Source organism: Duganella hordei (assembly GCF_040369125.1).
Taxonomy (GTDB): domain Bacteria; phylum Pseudomonadota; class Gammaproteobacteria; order Burkholderiales; family Burkholderiaceae_D; genus Rugamonas; species Rugamonas hordei.
The window spans coordinates 54,610-69,287 of record NZ_BPWI01000018.1 but is presented as its reverse complement, the minus strand read 5'-3'; the positions used below and the strand labels follow the sequence as shown (position 1 = coordinate 69,287).

At 64.1% G+C, this 14,678-nt stretch carries 14 protein-coding genes; 5 read left to right on the top strand and 9 right to left on the bottom strand.

The window, feature by feature from the left end; all coding sequences use genetic code 11:
- Positions 1-21 precede the first annotated feature (21 nt).
- Complete coding sequence (locus ABWW33_RS28055) at positions 22-1,101, bottom strand: porin (protein ID WP_176653622.1); 1,080 nt, start codon at positions 1,099-1,101, stop codon at positions 22-24.
- Between the two features lie 90 nt (positions 1,102-1,191).
- Here ABWW33_RS28055 and ABWW33_RS28050 point away from each other — a divergent pair, with 90 nt between their 5' ends.
- The 3 genes from ABWW33_RS28050 (at position 1,192) to cls (ending at position 6,089) form a co-directional block, all read left to right on the top strand.
- Positions 1,192-2,508, top strand: a complete 1,317-nt coding sequence (locus tag ABWW33_RS28050) for an acetyl-CoA hydrolase/transferase family protein (RefSeq protein WP_510182395.1) — start codon at positions 1,192-1,194, stop codon at positions 2,506-2,508.
- A 78-nt stretch (positions 2,509-2,586) separates the two neighbouring features.
- On the top strand, positions 2,587-4,701 hold the full coding sequence (locus ABWW33_RS28045) for a site-specific recombinase (RefSeq protein WP_353404731.1): 2,115 nt from the start codon (positions 2,587-2,589) through the stop codon (positions 4,699-4,701).
- Positions 4,698-6,089 carry a cardiolipin synthase gene (gene cls, locus ABWW33_RS28040; RefSeq protein WP_353404729.1) on the top strand — a complete coding sequence of 464 codons (1,392 nt, stop codon included), beginning with the start codon at positions 4,698-4,700 and terminating at the stop codon, positions 6,087-6,089. The genes ABWW33_RS28045 and cls overlap by 4 nt, the downstream gene beginning before the upstream one ends.
- Before the next feature lie 267 nt (positions 6,090-6,356).
- Here cls and ABWW33_RS28035 read toward each other — a convergent pair whose 3' ends face one another.
- The 3 genes from ABWW33_RS28035 to ABWW33_RS28025 are packed head-to-tail and all read right to left on the bottom strand — an operon-like array spanning position 6,357 to position 8,708.
- Entirely contained in the window at positions 6,357-7,175 is an 819-nt protein-coding gene (locus tag ABWW33_RS28035; RefSeq protein ID WP_353404728.1) for a metallophosphoesterase family protein, read from the bottom strand.
- A 10-nt stretch (positions 7,176-7,185) separates the two neighbouring features.
- Positions 7,186-8,064 (bottom strand): diacylglycerol/lipid kinase family protein, encoded by an 879-nt coding sequence (locus tag ABWW33_RS28030; RefSeq protein ID WP_353404727.1) that lies wholly within the window; start codon positions 8,062-8,064, stop codon positions 7,186-7,188.
- A gap of 32 nt (positions 8,065-8,096) precedes the next feature.
- A complete protein-coding gene (locus ABWW33_RS28025) occupies positions 8,097-8,708 on the bottom strand; it encodes a phosphatase PAP2 family protein (RefSeq protein WP_353404726.1) in 612 nt (203 codons plus the stop codon).
- A gap of 239 nt (positions 8,709-8,947) precedes the next feature.
- On the opposite strand from ABWW33_RS28025, the gene ABWW33_RS28020 reads away from it, so the two are divergent.
- Positions 8,948-9,172: a hypothetical protein gene (locus ABWW33_RS28020; RefSeq protein ID WP_176653617.1), complete on the top strand. Its 225-nt coding sequence runs from the start codon at positions 8,948-8,950 to the stop codon at positions 9,170-9,172.
- 72 nt (positions 9,173-9,244) lie between these two features.
- On the opposite strand, the gene ABWW33_RS28015 is transcribed toward ABWW33_RS28020, so the two are convergent.
- Both ABWW33_RS28015 and ABWW33_RS28010 read right to left on the bottom strand, forming a co-directional pair.
- On the bottom strand, positions 9,245-10,318 hold the full coding sequence (locus ABWW33_RS28015; RefSeq protein WP_353404725.1) for an AI-2E family transporter: 1,074 nt from the start codon (positions 10,316-10,318) through the stop codon (positions 9,245-9,247).
- A 94-nt stretch (positions 10,319-10,412) separates the two neighbouring features.
- On the bottom strand, positions 10,413-11,312 hold the full coding sequence (locus ABWW33_RS28010) for a LysR family transcriptional regulator (protein ID WP_353404723.1): 900 nt from the start codon (positions 11,310-11,312) through the stop codon (positions 10,413-10,415).
- Between the two features lie 99 nt (positions 11,313-11,411).
- On the opposite strand from ABWW33_RS28010, the gene ABWW33_RS28005 reads away from it, so the two are divergent.
- Complete coding sequence (locus ABWW33_RS28005; RefSeq protein WP_353404722.1) at positions 11,412-12,425, top strand: zinc-binding alcohol dehydrogenase family protein; 1,014 nt, start codon at positions 11,412-11,414, stop codon at positions 12,423-12,425.
- Here ABWW33_RS28005 and ABWW33_RS28000 read toward each other — a convergent pair.
- The 3 genes from ABWW33_RS28000 to ABWW33_RS27990 all read right to left on the bottom strand — a co-directional run bounded on the left by ABWW33_RS28000 (position 12,422) and on the right by ABWW33_RS27990 (position 14,660).
- On the bottom strand, positions 12,422-12,958 hold the full coding sequence (locus tag ABWW33_RS28000; protein WP_353404721.1) for a hypothetical protein: 537 nt from the start codon (positions 12,956-12,958) through the stop codon (positions 12,422-12,424). The genes ABWW33_RS28005 and ABWW33_RS28000 overlap by 4 nt on opposite strands.
- Before the next feature lie 84 nt (positions 12,959-13,042).
- Positions 13,043-14,239, bottom strand: coding sequence for an alanine transaminase (gene alaC, locus ABWW33_RS27995; RefSeq protein WP_353404720.1), 1,197 nt, complete (start codon positions 14,237-14,239; stop codon positions 13,043-13,045).
- 103 nt (positions 14,240-14,342) lie between these two features.
- A complete protein-coding gene (locus tag ABWW33_RS27990) occupies positions 14,343-14,660 on the bottom strand; it encodes a hypothetical protein (protein ID WP_176653610.1) in 318 nt (105 codons plus the stop codon).
- Positions 14,661-14,678 lie beyond the last annotated feature (18 nt).

The window sequence follows — 14,678 nt, the reverse complement described above, 5'->3', positions numbered from 1 at the left end:
CGGGCAATTTATCACGTTTGTTCAGAATGCATGTCGCAGGCCGATGTTGATCGCCTTGTCGCCCTGTCCGGCGCTGGTGGCGTTGCCGACCGTGTAGCCGGCGCCGTTGCGGTTCTGAATCCTGGCGAAGGCGGCGTAGAAGTCGGTGCGCTTCGACAGCGCGTAGCTGGCGCCGACGGCGATCTGGTTGGCGTCGCGGTTGGCCAGGCCGCGGTCGTCCTTGTGGATGTACGAGGCCAGCCAGGTGAGCGCGCCCCTGGGCACGGCGATGCCGACAAGCACGTCGCGGCTGTCGTTGGACGGCGTGCTTTGCACCACCGCGCCGTAGGGATTGTTCATGTCCCACGGCGAACTGCCGTCGCCCTTGCTGTGGCCGTACGCGGCGTAGCCGACGAAGCGGCCGAAATTGAAATTGGCCGCCACCAGCGTGTTGCGGGCCGACTGGTCGACCGCCGGCATGGTGCCGGTGGCGTCCAGCAGATTGTCCTTGCGCTGGTGGCTGACGCTGATGTTGGCGGCGCCATGCGCATAGCCGATGGTGGCGCCGTACGCGCGGTTGACCCGGCTGTTGTACGGCGACTCGCCGAAGCTGTAGATCGCCGCCCCGCTCCAGCCGGCCTTGCTGCGCGGCGTCGCATACCTGATGGTGTTGTCGTAGCGCTTGGTGGTGTAGCCGACCAGGTTGGCGGCGCTGCCGGCCATGCCGCCGTGGAAAGGATCGGCCACGTCGGTCAGCGCTTCGTAGACCAGGTTGTACTGGCGGCCCAAGGTGACCATGCCCAGCGGGCCGTCGAGCCCGACATAGGCCTGGCGGCCGAACAGCTTGCCGTTCTGGTCGGAGGCGCCGGTATCGTTGAGTACGCCAGCCTCGAGCGTGTAGACGGCCGCCGTGCCGCCGCCCAGGTCTTCGCGACCGCGCACGCCCAGCCGCGAAGGGGAAGCGATGCCGCTGTCGACCTTGGTCCGCGTGCAGTCGCCATTGCAACCACGCTCGGACACCACGCCGGCGTCCAGCAGCCCGTAGACCTGGACTGAAGACGGCGCCTGCGCCGCCGCGGTCAGGGGCGCGATGACTGCCAGCGTGAACAAGGTGGTTTTCATAATGGCACCATGGTAGGCCACAGCCGGGTCCACCTCTGTGCGTTCGACCACTTTTACACCCATATTTGCAGCTACTTGGTTTATAGTGACATTTCATCATGCGAAAGGCGGACCGCTATGCACACGCAATATGACGACAAACGGTGTTCCCCGGGAGAGGCCATCGAACTGCTGAAGGACGGCGATTTCATCATCGTGCCGTCCGGCGCCGGCGAACCGCCCACGCTGCTGCACGCGCTGTCCGAGCAGCGCACCCGTTTCCGCGACGTCAAGGTCGCGCAGATCCTGGCGATGCGCAAATACGGCTACTTCGATTGCGACACCGTCGAGCACGTGCGCCACGTGGCGCTGTTCTTCGGCGGCGCCTCCCGCTCGGCCGGACAGGCCGGCTGGGCCGACTTCATCCCCGCCTATTTCTCCGAACTGCCAAGCCTGATCGAGCGCGGCATGGTGCCGTCCGACGTGGTGTTCTCGATGGCCTCGCCGATGGACGAGCACGGCAATTTCGCGCTCAGCCTGGGCGCCGACTACACCATGGCGGCGATCCAGAAGGCGCGCGTGGTGGTGCTGGAAGTGAATCCCAACGTGCCGTACGCGCACGGCCAGTGCCACGTCCACATCTCGCAGGTGACGGCGCTGGTGGAGAGCAACGAGCCGGTGATCGAAGTCGGCCTGCCCAAGATCGGGCCGGTGCAGGAAGCCATCGCCGGCTACGTGGCGGAGATGATCGAGGACGGCTCGACCCTGCAGATCGGCTACGGCGGCATTCCCGACGCGGTGGTGATGCAGCTGACCTCCAAGCACGACCTCGGCGTCCACACCGAGATGATAGGCGACGGCATCCTCAAGCTGGTCGAATCGGGCGCCGTCAACAACAGCCGCAAGACCTATTTGCCGAACAAGATGGTGGCCACCTTCGCGCTGGGTTCGCGCAAGCTGTACGACTTCATGCACCGCAATCCGATGCTGGAAATGCACCCGGTCAATTACACCAACGATCCCTACCTGGCCGGCCAGAACAACCAGCTGGTCGCCATCAACGCCAGCCTGCAGGTCGACCTGCTGGGCCAGTGTGGATCGGAAAGCATCGCCCACCTGCCCTATTCCGGCACCGGCGGCCAGGTCGATTTCGTCCGCGCCGCCAACCGTTCGCGCGGCGGCAAGGCCTTCATCGTGCTGCCGTCGACCGCCAAGGAAGGCAGCATCTCGCGCATCGTCTGCACGTTGACGGCGGGCACCCATGTCACCACCGGCAAGAACGACGTCAACTACGTGGTGACCGAATACGGCGTGGCCCAGCTGCGCGGCAAATCCGCCCACCAGCGGGCCGAGGCGCTGATCGCCATCGCCCATCCGGACTTCCGCGCCGAGCTGCGGCAGGCAGCCAAAAAGATCTTGCTCTGTTAAGAGACGAGTTTCCTGTTGGACATTCGTATGTACGGCAGCGTACATACGAATGTCCGACAGCTGGCTATACTGCGTTGCATGATAGATATCCTCGAACGCATCGACGCACAAAGCAGCGATATCGGCCTGATGGTCGCGCTGTTCGACACGCTGCGTCCTCCACGCCCCAGCGACGGCGCGCGCGCCACCGCCAATGTGCGCACGCTGTGCCAGCTGTTGAAGGGCAACCCTGCGCACGCGCTGGCGCTGCGAAATTACGCCCGCACGCTGCTTGCCAGCCGCCGCCATGCCAGCCTGTACACCGAAATCGGCGTGCTGTCGAATGACGGTTTCTTCACCGAGCTGAAGCGCCGTATCGCCTTCCGCATGCTGCCGCCGGCGCTGGGCGACGACTACCTCAGCGACGCGCTCGACCAGGTGGTCTACCGCCGCACCGACCACATCTGGATCGCCGCCGTGCCGGCCGCCGACTGGCTGGCCCTGGTCGACGTGATCGCCATGGCGCATGACGAGGACGAGCCGGACGGCAACCTGATGCTGCCCGGCCTGCTGGAAGCGATACGCACGCTGTCCTACCGCGTGTGCGCCATCGGCCTGGAGCCGAAGCTGACCAACTTCCACACCGAGATGGAGACCTACGAGTCGCCGTTCATGGTGCAGAACTTCGAAGTCAACGCCTACCTCGACAGCTACCAGCGCATGCTGGCCGGCGAAACGGTGGCGCTGGAAGACGCCCGCCACCTGCTGGTGATGCTGGACCAATGCGACGAGGTGATCGCCAGGATCCGCAAGAAGGCGCTGAGCCAGGGCACCAGCATCGCGCTGACCTACCTGCTGGTGGCGCTGACGCAAAGCATAGACCGCCTGCGCAAGCTGCTGTTCCTGGTCGACGTCAGCGGCGAGCTGCCGGCCGCGCCGCAGCTGGAAGCGCAGTTGCCTGTAAACCTGCTGGCCGCGACCCACGTTCCGCATCAGCAGGAAGGCCCGCCGAGTCCGCGCCGCAGCGCCGCCGTGGCGCTGGCGCAGGAACTGATCACCGCGCACAACAACAAATACATGGTGCGCGATCTGCTGGGCGACAATATCGACCTGCTGGCGCGCAACATCACCGACAACGCCAGCCACACCGGCGAGCACTACGTTGCCGACTCGCGCAAGGAATTGCGCGGCATGTTCGTGTCGTCGGCCGGCGCCGGCCTGGTGATCGGCTTCATGGCCTTGTTCAAGATATTGGCCTCGTATCTGCGCGCCGCGCCGCTGGTCGAAACCTTTTTGTTCAGCATGAACTATTCGCTGGGCTTCATGTTCATCCATTTGCTGCATTTCACCGTCGCCACCAAGCAGCCGGCGATGACCGCCTCGCGCATCGCAGCCGGCCTGCAAAGCAAGGACGGCCGCAACATCGACCTCGACAGCATGGCCGAGCTGTGCAGCAAGGTGATACGCACGCAAAACATGGCGGTGCTGGGTAACCTGGCCACCGCCATCCCGACCGCGTGGCTGATCGCCATGGCCTGGCCGTGGCTGACGGGCCACCACCTGGTGTCGCCGGACAAGGCCATGCACCTGCTGCACGATATCGATCCCATCCACGGTCCGACGCTGATCTACGCGGCCATCGCCGGCGTCTGCCTGTTCGTGGCCGGCCTGATCTCGGGTTACTACGACAACAAGGCGCTGTACACGCGCTGGGCCCGGCGCGTCGCGCAGCTGCGCGGCCTGCGCTGGCTGCTGGGGCAGGAGCGGCTGGACCGGCTGGGCGTGTACATGGAGAACAACCTGGGCGGACTGATGGGGAATTTCTTCTTCGGCATCCTGCTCGGCGTGATGCCGCTGCTGGGCTTCCTGCTGGGCATGCCGCTGGATATCCGCCACGTGACGTTCTCATCGGCCAACTTTGCGACAGCCATGGTGGGACTCGACCACAATGTCAGCTGGGAACTTGTGTTGACGTCCGTGGCTGGTTTCCTGGCCATCGGCACGGTCAACCTGCTGGTCAGTTTCGGACTGGCGCTGTGGGTGGCCCTGCGCTCGCGCCAGGTGCATTTCAAGCACGGCTGGCAGCTGCTGAAGGCGCTGGGCCGCAAGTTCCGGCAGGCGCCGGTGTCGTTCTTCTTCGGCTCGGCGGAAGAAGAAGCGGCGCCGCTGGCATTATCCGACGAATCGAAAACCGCTGAAAAGGCTACAAGATGAAATCTGCACGCATGCGTTACTGGCTTCCCCTCGGCCTGATGTGCTGGGGTTTGCTGGGCGCATGCGCCTCGCTGCCGAACGTGACGGCGATGAGCGACAAGCTCGAGCCGGGCGCCGTGCCCAGCGTCAAGGGCGCCAACGGCACGCTGAGCGACGGCCGCGCCAAGGCGCTGCTGGCCAAGCGCTGGCCCAAGGCCACGTTGGACCAGCAGGCGCAGGCCGCGCTGGAGGAAGCCGCCACCGGCGTGCCCCTGATCGCCGGCAACAAATGCACGCTGCTGTTCGACGGCCCGCAAACGATGGCCGAGATGCTCAAGGCCATCAATGCGGCGCGCAACAACATCAACCTGGAAACCTACATCTTCGACCAGGATGAACTGGGCCTGAAGTTCGCCGACGCGCTGATCGACAAGCAGCAGCAAGGCGTGACGGTCAACATCATGTACGACAGCGTGGGCACGCTTGGCGTGCCGGCCGAGTTCTTCGAGCGCATGCGCAAGGCCGGCATCCACCTGATGGAATTCAACCCGGTCAATCCGGCCAAGCTGAACGGCGACAGCTGGAAGGTCAACAACCGCGACCACCGCAAGGTGCTGATCGTCGACGGCAAGATCGCTTTCACGGGCGGCATCAACATCAGCGCCACGTATGCCAAGAGCTCGCTGTTCCGCTCCAAGTCCAGGCCCACCGACAAGTCCGACGTCGGCTGGCGCGACACCCACATCAAGGTCGAAGGTCCGGCGGTGCAGGCGTTCCAGTGGCTGTACGTGCGCCAGTGGGCCACGCAGGACAAGGCCGACCTGCCGGACGCCGACTACTTCCCGCAGCCGGTGATCGCCGGCGACAAGGTGGTGCGCGTGCTGGGCAGCGACCCGGGCAGCCAGTTCGAGATCTACAAGGCCTACAGCCTGGCGTTCCAGGAAGCCAAGAAGAGCATCCACCTCACGTCCGCCTATTTCGTGCCGGACCAGCAGACGGTCGATGCGCTGAAGGCTGCGGCGCAGCGCGGCGTGGACGTGAAGATCGTGCTGCCGGGCGTGTCCGACAGCGGGCTGGTGTTCTACGCCGGCCATGGCTTCTACGACCAGCTGCTGGAGAGCGGCGTGCAGATCTACCAGCTGAAGCTGGCGGTGCTGCACGCGAAGACCGCCGTCATCGACGGCAACTGGTCGACGGTGGGCTCGACCAACATCGACACCCGCAGCTTCCTGCACAACAGCGAGCTGAACGTGGTGGTGCTGGGCGACGCCTTCGGCATCGAAATGGAAAAGGCCTTCCAGGAAGACCTGCGCGACTCGACCCGCATCACGCTGGAAGACTGGCGCCACCGTCCGTGGGCCAGCCGCGTGAAGGAATGGGCCGCCCGCTTGATGGACTACTGGCTCTAAAATACGGGGTCAGATCCTAATGCCGTTAAGTTAAGGCGATATCGCTCATCGTCATTCCCCCCACTGGGGGAAATGACTTCCCGCGAAAGCGAGAATCCATGCAGCGAGTCCGGGGCAAACTCAGTATGGGTTCCCGCTTTCGCGGGAACGACGCGCCTTAACTTAACGGCATTAGGGTCAGATCCGACATTTGGACACGAGCTCTGCCGTACTAGCTGTTACGGCAGAGCTCGTGTCCAAATGTCGGATCTGACCCCGGGTTATGGATTACGATTCGCCGGTGAGGGACCAGACGTCGCCTTCGCGGCGGAAGCGTTCGGTGTGCACCGGCTCGTAACTGGCCGTGCCGGCGATCCAGCTGTAGCGCTCCACCTGCACCATGCCGTGCTCGACGCGGATGACGTTGAAGGAATTCGACTCGCCCCTGCCGCGCGTGGAGGTGGCGGTGCCGGCCTGCACCACCAGCGCCGCGTAGCCGCTGATCTTGTAGCGCTGCGCGCTGTTGCCGGCGTGGCTGGCGTGCAAATGCCCGGCCAGCAACAAATCCACGCCGCACTCGGCAAACGCCCGCATCGCCATCGGCGCGCGGTCGACCAGGTCGTCCTGGTCGAAGTGCTCCGGCAAATCAAACGGGTGGTGGGTGACGACGATGCGCGTCAGGTGCTGATCCACCGCCCCCATGCGCTGGCGGATCTGCGCCACCTGGTCGTGGTTGATGCGCCCATCCTTGAACGTCAGCGAACGCGCGGTATTGATGCCCAGCACGGCGATCTCCTCGTCCACATATTCCGGCGCCAGGTCCAGCGTCACGTAGCGCGTGTATTTGCGCAGCGGCGTCAGGAAGCGGCTGGCGACGTTGTACAGCGGGATGTCGTGATTGCCCGGCACCACGATCTGCGGCCCCGGCAAGGTGTCGAGAAACGCCCGCGCGGCCTTGAACTCCTCGGTCTTGGCGCGCTGCGTCAGGTCGCCCGACACCACCACCACATCCGGCGCCAGCCGCGCGGTCAGCTCTTGCAGCGGCCGCAGCAAATCCTGGTCGACGCGGCCGAAATGCAGGTCGGACAAATGAACGATGGTACGCATGCTGATCTCCTCAGGCGGCCGGAACGATCACGCTCAGGGCCGCCGCCCGTGAACGATAGCACAGCGGCGGCTGCATATGCGTGACCTCGCCGTCGGTGGCCACGCGCAGCCGGTGGTGCCGGGTTTCGATCACCAGTTCCGGCGCCGACAGCACATCGAAGTCGCGCGCCTCCGCCAGCTTGCCGAACAGCGCATGCAGCGCATAGCGCAGCAACCCCAGCCGGGTCGGGTTCTGCGCGACATACAGGCACAGCTTGCCGCTGTCGAGCCGCTCGCGCGCGCCCATGGTCAAGCCCTGCAGGTATTCGTTGTTGCCGATGAAGACGAACGGCGTGCGGCGCAGATGCGCGTCGCCGTTGATTTTCAGCCGCACGCTCATGAACGGAAAACGCCGCAGCGCCGCAAACAGCGCATGGCCGAACGCCAGCCATTTGCCGCGTCCCAGCTTCTTCTGCTGCTGCTCGCGGTCGCGCACGATGTCGGGATACATGCCGAGGCTGGAATTGTTGAGGAAGATGCGGCCGTTGACTTCGCCGACATCGATCTGGCACGCCCTCCCCAGCACCGCATTGGCCACCGCTCCATCCAGGTCCAGCGGAATCTTCAGGTCCTTGGCGAAGTGGTTCAGCGTGCCCAGCGGCAGCACGCCCAGCCGGGTGCGGCTGCCGACCAGCACCGACGCCACCGCGTTGATGGTGCCGTCGCCGCCGCCAGCGACCACCAGCGGCGCGCCGTCGGCCACGGCTTTTTCGGCGCGGGCGATCATCTCGTCGCCGCTCCTGGCCAGCGTGATGTCCGGCGCGACGCCGTGACTGCGGAATTTTTCCTCCAGCGCGGCGGTCCAGCCGCCGCAATAGCCCAGCCCCGCGCTGGCATTAACGATCACCACTATGCTGTCCAGCGCATTCTCCTCGAAACGGTTTATAACGTTTTAGCTTCCCGCCGCCGTCGCAGCGTGGAAATGGCGGTGATGCAGACCGCCAGCCATGCCACGCTCTCGGCCATCGCCGCCAGCACGTCGCTGAGAAAATGGGCGCCCAGGTAGACGCGGCTTAACGCCACCAACAATACCATTGTTACGCAGCCGGCCGCCGTGCCCAAACGCACACTCCAGCCCGACCGCCCCATCATGGCGTAGCTGGCCAGCAAGCCATAGAACAGGGTCGCCGCCGCCGTGTGGCCGCTGGGGAAGCTGTAGGTCATCAGGCTCACCAGCGGGGTGTCGAACACCGGACGGCTGCGCTGGAACACATACTTGAACAGCACGTTCAGCAGCATCCCGCTCGGCACCGACACCAGCAGCGCCAGCAGCCAGTAGCGGGCCTGCGCGCGCCAGAGATACCAGCCCGCCACCGCCACCAGCAACACCATGCCCGCCACGCTGTGCAGCGCCGACACGCCCAGCATCAGGCTGGTGGCCGGCTCCGCCCCGTGCAGGTTGAACCAGTGGGAAATCCGCTGGTCCAGCATGACGATCGATTCCTGCCCCATCACATCCTCGGCCAGGTCGCCGAACACCGAGGCGGCCGCCACCAGCAGCGCCAGCCCCGCCGTCAGGTGCAGGCCGAATTCGCCGCCGGGTGACAGTCTTGCTTCGATGAAACGGATGAGTTTGCTGAAAATTTGGTGCTCCAGCCGGCTTTGCCGATGAAGTTGGGGGAAAAACCACGAAACAACGAATTTACTGTTTATTTACACAGTACCTGTTTATTCATACAGTAGTTATGCTATTCTGAACTCCTCGTTAAACGCTTCTCCCCAAAGGAAATGTCATGACAACAGTAAATAGCAGCTTCGCTTCCCGCTTCGGCATGGAATATATGCCTACCTCGTTCCTGGTGCGCATGGGCAAACGCGAAATGCTGGTGTGCCGCGACTTCCGCAAGCGTTACTACGCTGTGAACCCGATTATCGAGTGCGACACCGGCGTGCAGGCCGGCCATCTGGAGGTGCTGCTGTGCCGCCGCTGGCTGCTGATCCTGTCGAAGGCGCACTAATGGTTGCCGGTGCCAGTTGCCCGATCCAGTCGCAAGACAGGCCGGCAGACGCTGCGACCTCGCTTGCGCTCCTCACCTGGGTTTGGCAACTGGCGAGCCGTCATCAAACAGATTCGCCTCGTACCAAAGCGTCACAAACAGAACCATCACGACCGGACCAATAAACAGTCCAACCAGGCCCAGGGTTTCCACCCCGCCGAGGATACCGAACAGTACGGCCAGGAACGGCAGCCGCGTGGCGTTGCCGATCATCCCTGGCCGTACAAAGTGATCCGCCACAAACAGCACAATGGTGCCCCATACCGCCACCGCGATCGCGGCCGGTGCCGCGCCGTTGAAGGCCAGCATCGCGGCCGCGCTGACGAACGCCAGCGGCGCGCCAAATGGAATGATAGCCAGGATACCCGTCACCGCCGCCCACAGAGCGGGGGACGGGAGACCTGCAATCGCATAGCCGATGCCGATCAACACACCTTCCGCCAAGCCCACCAGCACCAGCCCGTTGACGGTGGCGCGGATCGCGGTCGGGATTTTTTCGGCGTAGCGCGCCCAGCGCTGCTCGCTGAAACAATGGCTGCCGATGGCGGTGATCTGACGGTTCAGCGCTTCGCCATCCTTGTAGAAGAAGAACAGGCACAGGAAGGCCAGGCCGAAGTCGACCAGCCGGTGCATGAAGCCGACGCCGGCCACCTTGATCATGTCGCGCGCCGAATGCAGGCCGTTGATTTCGCGGTCGGACAGCAAATGCGCCAGGCCGTGCGGTTGGCTCAGCGTGGCTTGCCACCAGTCGCTGATCCAATCGCCGACCAGCGGCAAGTGCGCCACGAAAGCCGGCACCGGTATGCCGTCGGTATTGGCGGTGACCAGATAGTTGGCCAGCTCCGGCGCCTGCCGCGCCGCCTGCGTGACACCCAGCAGCACCGGCACGATAAAGGCGGCGGCGCAGATCAAGGTCAGCACGGCGGCGGCCAGCACATCGTGGCGGCCGAAACGGGCGCGCATGCGCTGGTACAGCGGCCACGTCGCCACGCACAGGATGCCGGCCCAGATCAGCGGCAGGAAGAAACGGTGCATGACGAAGGCCGCCAGCGCTATCAAGGTCAGGGAGAATGCCGCACTGAGTAGGTCACGCTGGGTTTCGGTCATCGGAGTATCTCCTGGTAAATATTGGGGCTATGGTAAGCGCATTTCGCGCTGCCGCAAGCGGATTGCTTGCTTTTTAATTATTTTCTAAGCCTTCTCAAGCCTTCTCACACTGCGCCCGCAGGAAGTCCCGCAATTGCAGCACCGTCGGCGTAATGTGCGCGCGGTGCATGCACAGCATGTTCAGCGGCACCGGTTCGCCCAGTATGTCCGGCAGCAGGATGTGCAGCCGTCCGCTGCGGATGTCGTCGGCCAGGTCCAGCCGCGACTTGTTGGCGATGCCCAGTCCCGCCACCGCCCAGCGCCGCACCACGTCGGCATCGTCGGCGCTGCGGTTGCCGTTGACGTGGATCGTTGTCGGCTCGGCCGCGGCATCGCGATAAAAGCTCCATCGGTCATGGATCACCTCGTCCAGCATGAAGCGCAGGCAGTTGTGGCGCAGCAGGTCTTTCAACTCGCTCACTTTGTCGTGCCGCTTGATGTACTCCGGCGACGCCACCAGCACGCGGCGGTTGTCCGGCGCCAGCGGCAAGGCGATCAGGCTGGAATCCTCCTGCCTGCCGTAGCGGATGGCGATATCGACCGGCTGCCGGTACAGGTCGGACACGCGGTCGCTGATGCTGAGCTGGAAACTGACTTGCGGATACTGCGCCTGGAACTGGTCGAGCCAGGCCACCATCATATTGCGGCCCAGGTCGGACGGCAGCGATATCTTCAACATCCCGCCCAGCGTCTGCTGGCCCTGGATCAGCGCGTCGTGGCCCTCCTTCAGCAAACGCAGCGCCTCACGCGCGTGGCGCAGGTAGTGCTCGCCCTCCTCCGTCAGCCGCAAGGAGCGCGTGGTACGGGCGAACAAGCGCAGTCCCAGCTCGCCTTCGAGCCGTTTGACGGCGGCGCTGGCCAGTGCCGGCGATATCTCCAGCTCGCGCGCGGCGGCCGACAAGCTGCCCCGGTCGGCGGTACGCACAAAGACGTTCAAGTCATCTAGCCTCAGCAATTTTCGGCATTCCTTTGAAAGTGTTTCGGTGCGAGGCCTCTTTTTCTTCCCCGCGAATTAAATGATGATACTCCCATACCAACATTACCGGAGCCTTCCATGAAAGCCGTTGCCTACCGCAAGTCCCTCCCCATCACCGACGACGACGCGCTGATCGACATCGAACTGCCCGACCCGCAAGCCACGGGCCGCGACCTGCTGGTGGAAGTCAGGGCGATCTCGGTCAATCCGGTCGACGTCAAGATCCGCGCCAACATGGCGCCGGCCGACGGCGACGCCAAGGTCATCGGTTGGGATGCCGCCGGCGTGGTCAAGGCCGTCGGTCCCGACGTCACGCTGTTCAAGCCGGGCGATGAAGTCTGGTACGCCGGCGCGCTGATGCGGCCCGGCACCAACAGCGAATTGCACCTGGTGGACGAACGCATCGTCGGCCACAAGCCGAAGAAGCTGGACTTCGCCAAGGCCGCCGCCATGCCGCTGACCGCCATCACCGCATGGGAGCTGCTGTTCGAGCGTCTGGAAGTGAGCCGCGACAAGGGCGTGCAGGGCAAGTCGCTGCTGGTGATCGGCGCGGCGGGCGGGGTCGGCTCCATCCTCGTGCAGCTGGCGCGCCAGCTGACCGGGCTGACCGTCATCGCCACCGCATCGCGTCCCGAGACCGTCGAGTGGGTCAAGGAACTGGGCGCGCATCACGTGATCGACCACGGCAAACCGCTGAACGAAGAGATCGCCCGCCTCGGCCTGCCGCCCGTCAGCTATGTCGCCAGCCTGAACCAGACCGACCACCACTGGAACGCGATAGCCGAGCTGGTCGCGCCGCAAGGCAAGGTCGCGCTGATCGACGATCCGGCCGCCATCGACGTGCGCCTGTTGAAGCGCAAAAGCGTTTCGCTGCATTGGGAGTTCATGTTCACGCGCTCGATGTTCGACACGGCGGACATCCAGAAGCAGCATCACCTGCTGAACGACATGGCGCAACTGGTGGACACCGGCGTCATCAAGACCACGCTGGCCGAGCGCTTCGGCAAGATCAACGCCGCCAACCTGAAGCGCGCGCACGCGCTGATCGAAAGCAACCGCTCCAAAGGCAAGATCGTACTGGAAGGCTTTTAAGAAGCCGCCGGCGGCGCTGCGGCCGCACTCAACGCCGCGCGCTCGCGCGCCTGCTGCGCGCGCAGCAGCGCCAACGCCCGGCTGTCGTGATCGGCCAGCTCCTGCTGCATGGTGCTGGCCGACACACACGAGGTCTCCAGGATCAGCAGGAACTGCGCCTGCCGCCGCCGCAAGCCCGGCGAGCGGTAGCCGAGCTGCTCGAACATGCGGCCGATGTCGATGCAGTAGCTGCGCAACTCCCACATCGTTTTCTTGGTGACTTCGATATCGTCGCGCATGCTGAGATCGATGTCGATGAACTCGCCATGGTCCGAAAGATTGCGTATCGCCGGCAACCATTGCTCGAACTTGCCGGCGATGCGTTTGATGCGGACGATTTTCTGGTCCAGCATGCGGCAGTAGTGCCAGCACAGCCAGCACACCGGCAAGCGCGCCAGGAAGCGCGGCAGGCCTGCGGTGCGCAAGGTGGTTTCGAGTTTGCGGACGGCCTCGAGCAAACGGCGCGTGCTGTCGCTGGCGGGCGGAGAAGACATGATGTGCACTCCCGAGAGAATTCAGGAACACAGTAGCCGCCGCATCAAGCATGGCACTTGATGCGGCGTAAAGTCGCGGCAGATTTATCCGGCTTTGCGCAGCATCGCCTTGATGCCGCGAAGTCCCTGACGGATGCGGGCTTCGTTTTCGATCAGCGCGAAGCGCACGTACTCATCGCCGTACTCGCCAAAGCCGATGCCGGGCGACACGCACACCTTGGCCTCGGCCAGCAGCAGCTTGGAAAATTCAAGCGAGCCCAGATGGCGATACGCTTCCGGTATGCGCGCCCAGATGTACATCGACGCCTTCGGCTTGTCGACCGGCCAGCCCGCTTCGCACAAGCCCTTATGCAGCACGTCGCGGCGGCTCTGGTAGACCTGCACGATCTCGCTGACGCAGCTCTGGTCGCCTTCCAGCGCGGCGATCGCCGCCACCTGCACCGGCGTGAAGCTGCCGTAGTCGTGATAGCTCTTGATGCGCGCCAGCGCCGCCACCAGTTCCTTGTTGCCGACCATGAAGCCGATGCGCCAGCCGGCCATGTTGTAGCTCTTCGACATGGTGAAGAATTCCACCGCGACATCGCGCGCGCCTTCCACCTGCATGATCGACGGCGCTTTCCAGCCGTCGAAGGTGATGTCGGCGTAGGCCAGGTCATGCACCACCAGGATGTTGTGCTGGCGCGCCAGCGCCACCACGCGCTCGAAGAATTCCAGCTCCACGCATTGCGCGGTCGGGTTCGACGGGAAGCCCAGGATCATCATCTTCGGCTTCGGGTAGGTCTCGCGCACCGCGCGCTCCAGCTCGTCGAAGAAATCCACGCCGGGCGTCATGCGCACCGAGCGGATATTGGCGCCGGCGATCACCGCGCCCCAGATGTGGATCGGATAGCTGGGGTTCGGCACCAGCACGGTGTCGCCCTGGTCCAGCGTGGCCAGCATCAGGTGCGCCAGGCCTTCCTTGGAGCCGATGGTGACGATGGCCTCCGAGTCCGGATCGAACTCGACTTCGTAGCGGTTCTTGTACCACTTGGTGATCGCGCGGCGCAAGCGGGGTATGCCCTTGGAGGCCGAGTAGCCGTGCGTATCGGGACGCTTGACGGTATCGACCAGCTTGTCGACGATGTGCGACGGCGTGGCGCCATCGGGATTGCCCATCGACATATCGATGATGTCTTCGCCGCGACGGCGCGCCGCCAGCTTGAGCTCGGCGGTGACATTGAAAACGTAGGGAGGCAGGCGATCGATGCGCGAAAAGCTGCGCGGAGTTTGGGTGTCAGTCATGGATGTCTCACGTAAGCGCCCGGAACCGTCCGAGCGACGTCGATGCAATGTTGCATCGGGATCCATACTAGCCGAAGAGTTCAGCTTTTTGCAATACCCTTTTTTATACGCTGGCTTCCTTTTCCTGTTCGCTGAACCACTCGAACAGGATCAGGCCGACGATGGAGGCGATCGGCAGGAAGCACAGCGCCACGATCACCCACAAGACTGCCGAACGGCCGAGGCGCTTGGCGGCCATGCCGATGAAGATCAGGTGCAGCACCAGGCTGACCGCGATGCCGAGGCCGGCGATGATCACCAGCGGCACCGAGTCCTTGATGTATGTATTCAGCGGCGGCAGGAAGGCCGCGACGCAGATCACCCACACCACCAGCGTGACGGCGGCGGCTGCGATCGGTTGTTGGGCGCGTGCTACTTGCATGGGTTCTCCTCCAGTAGG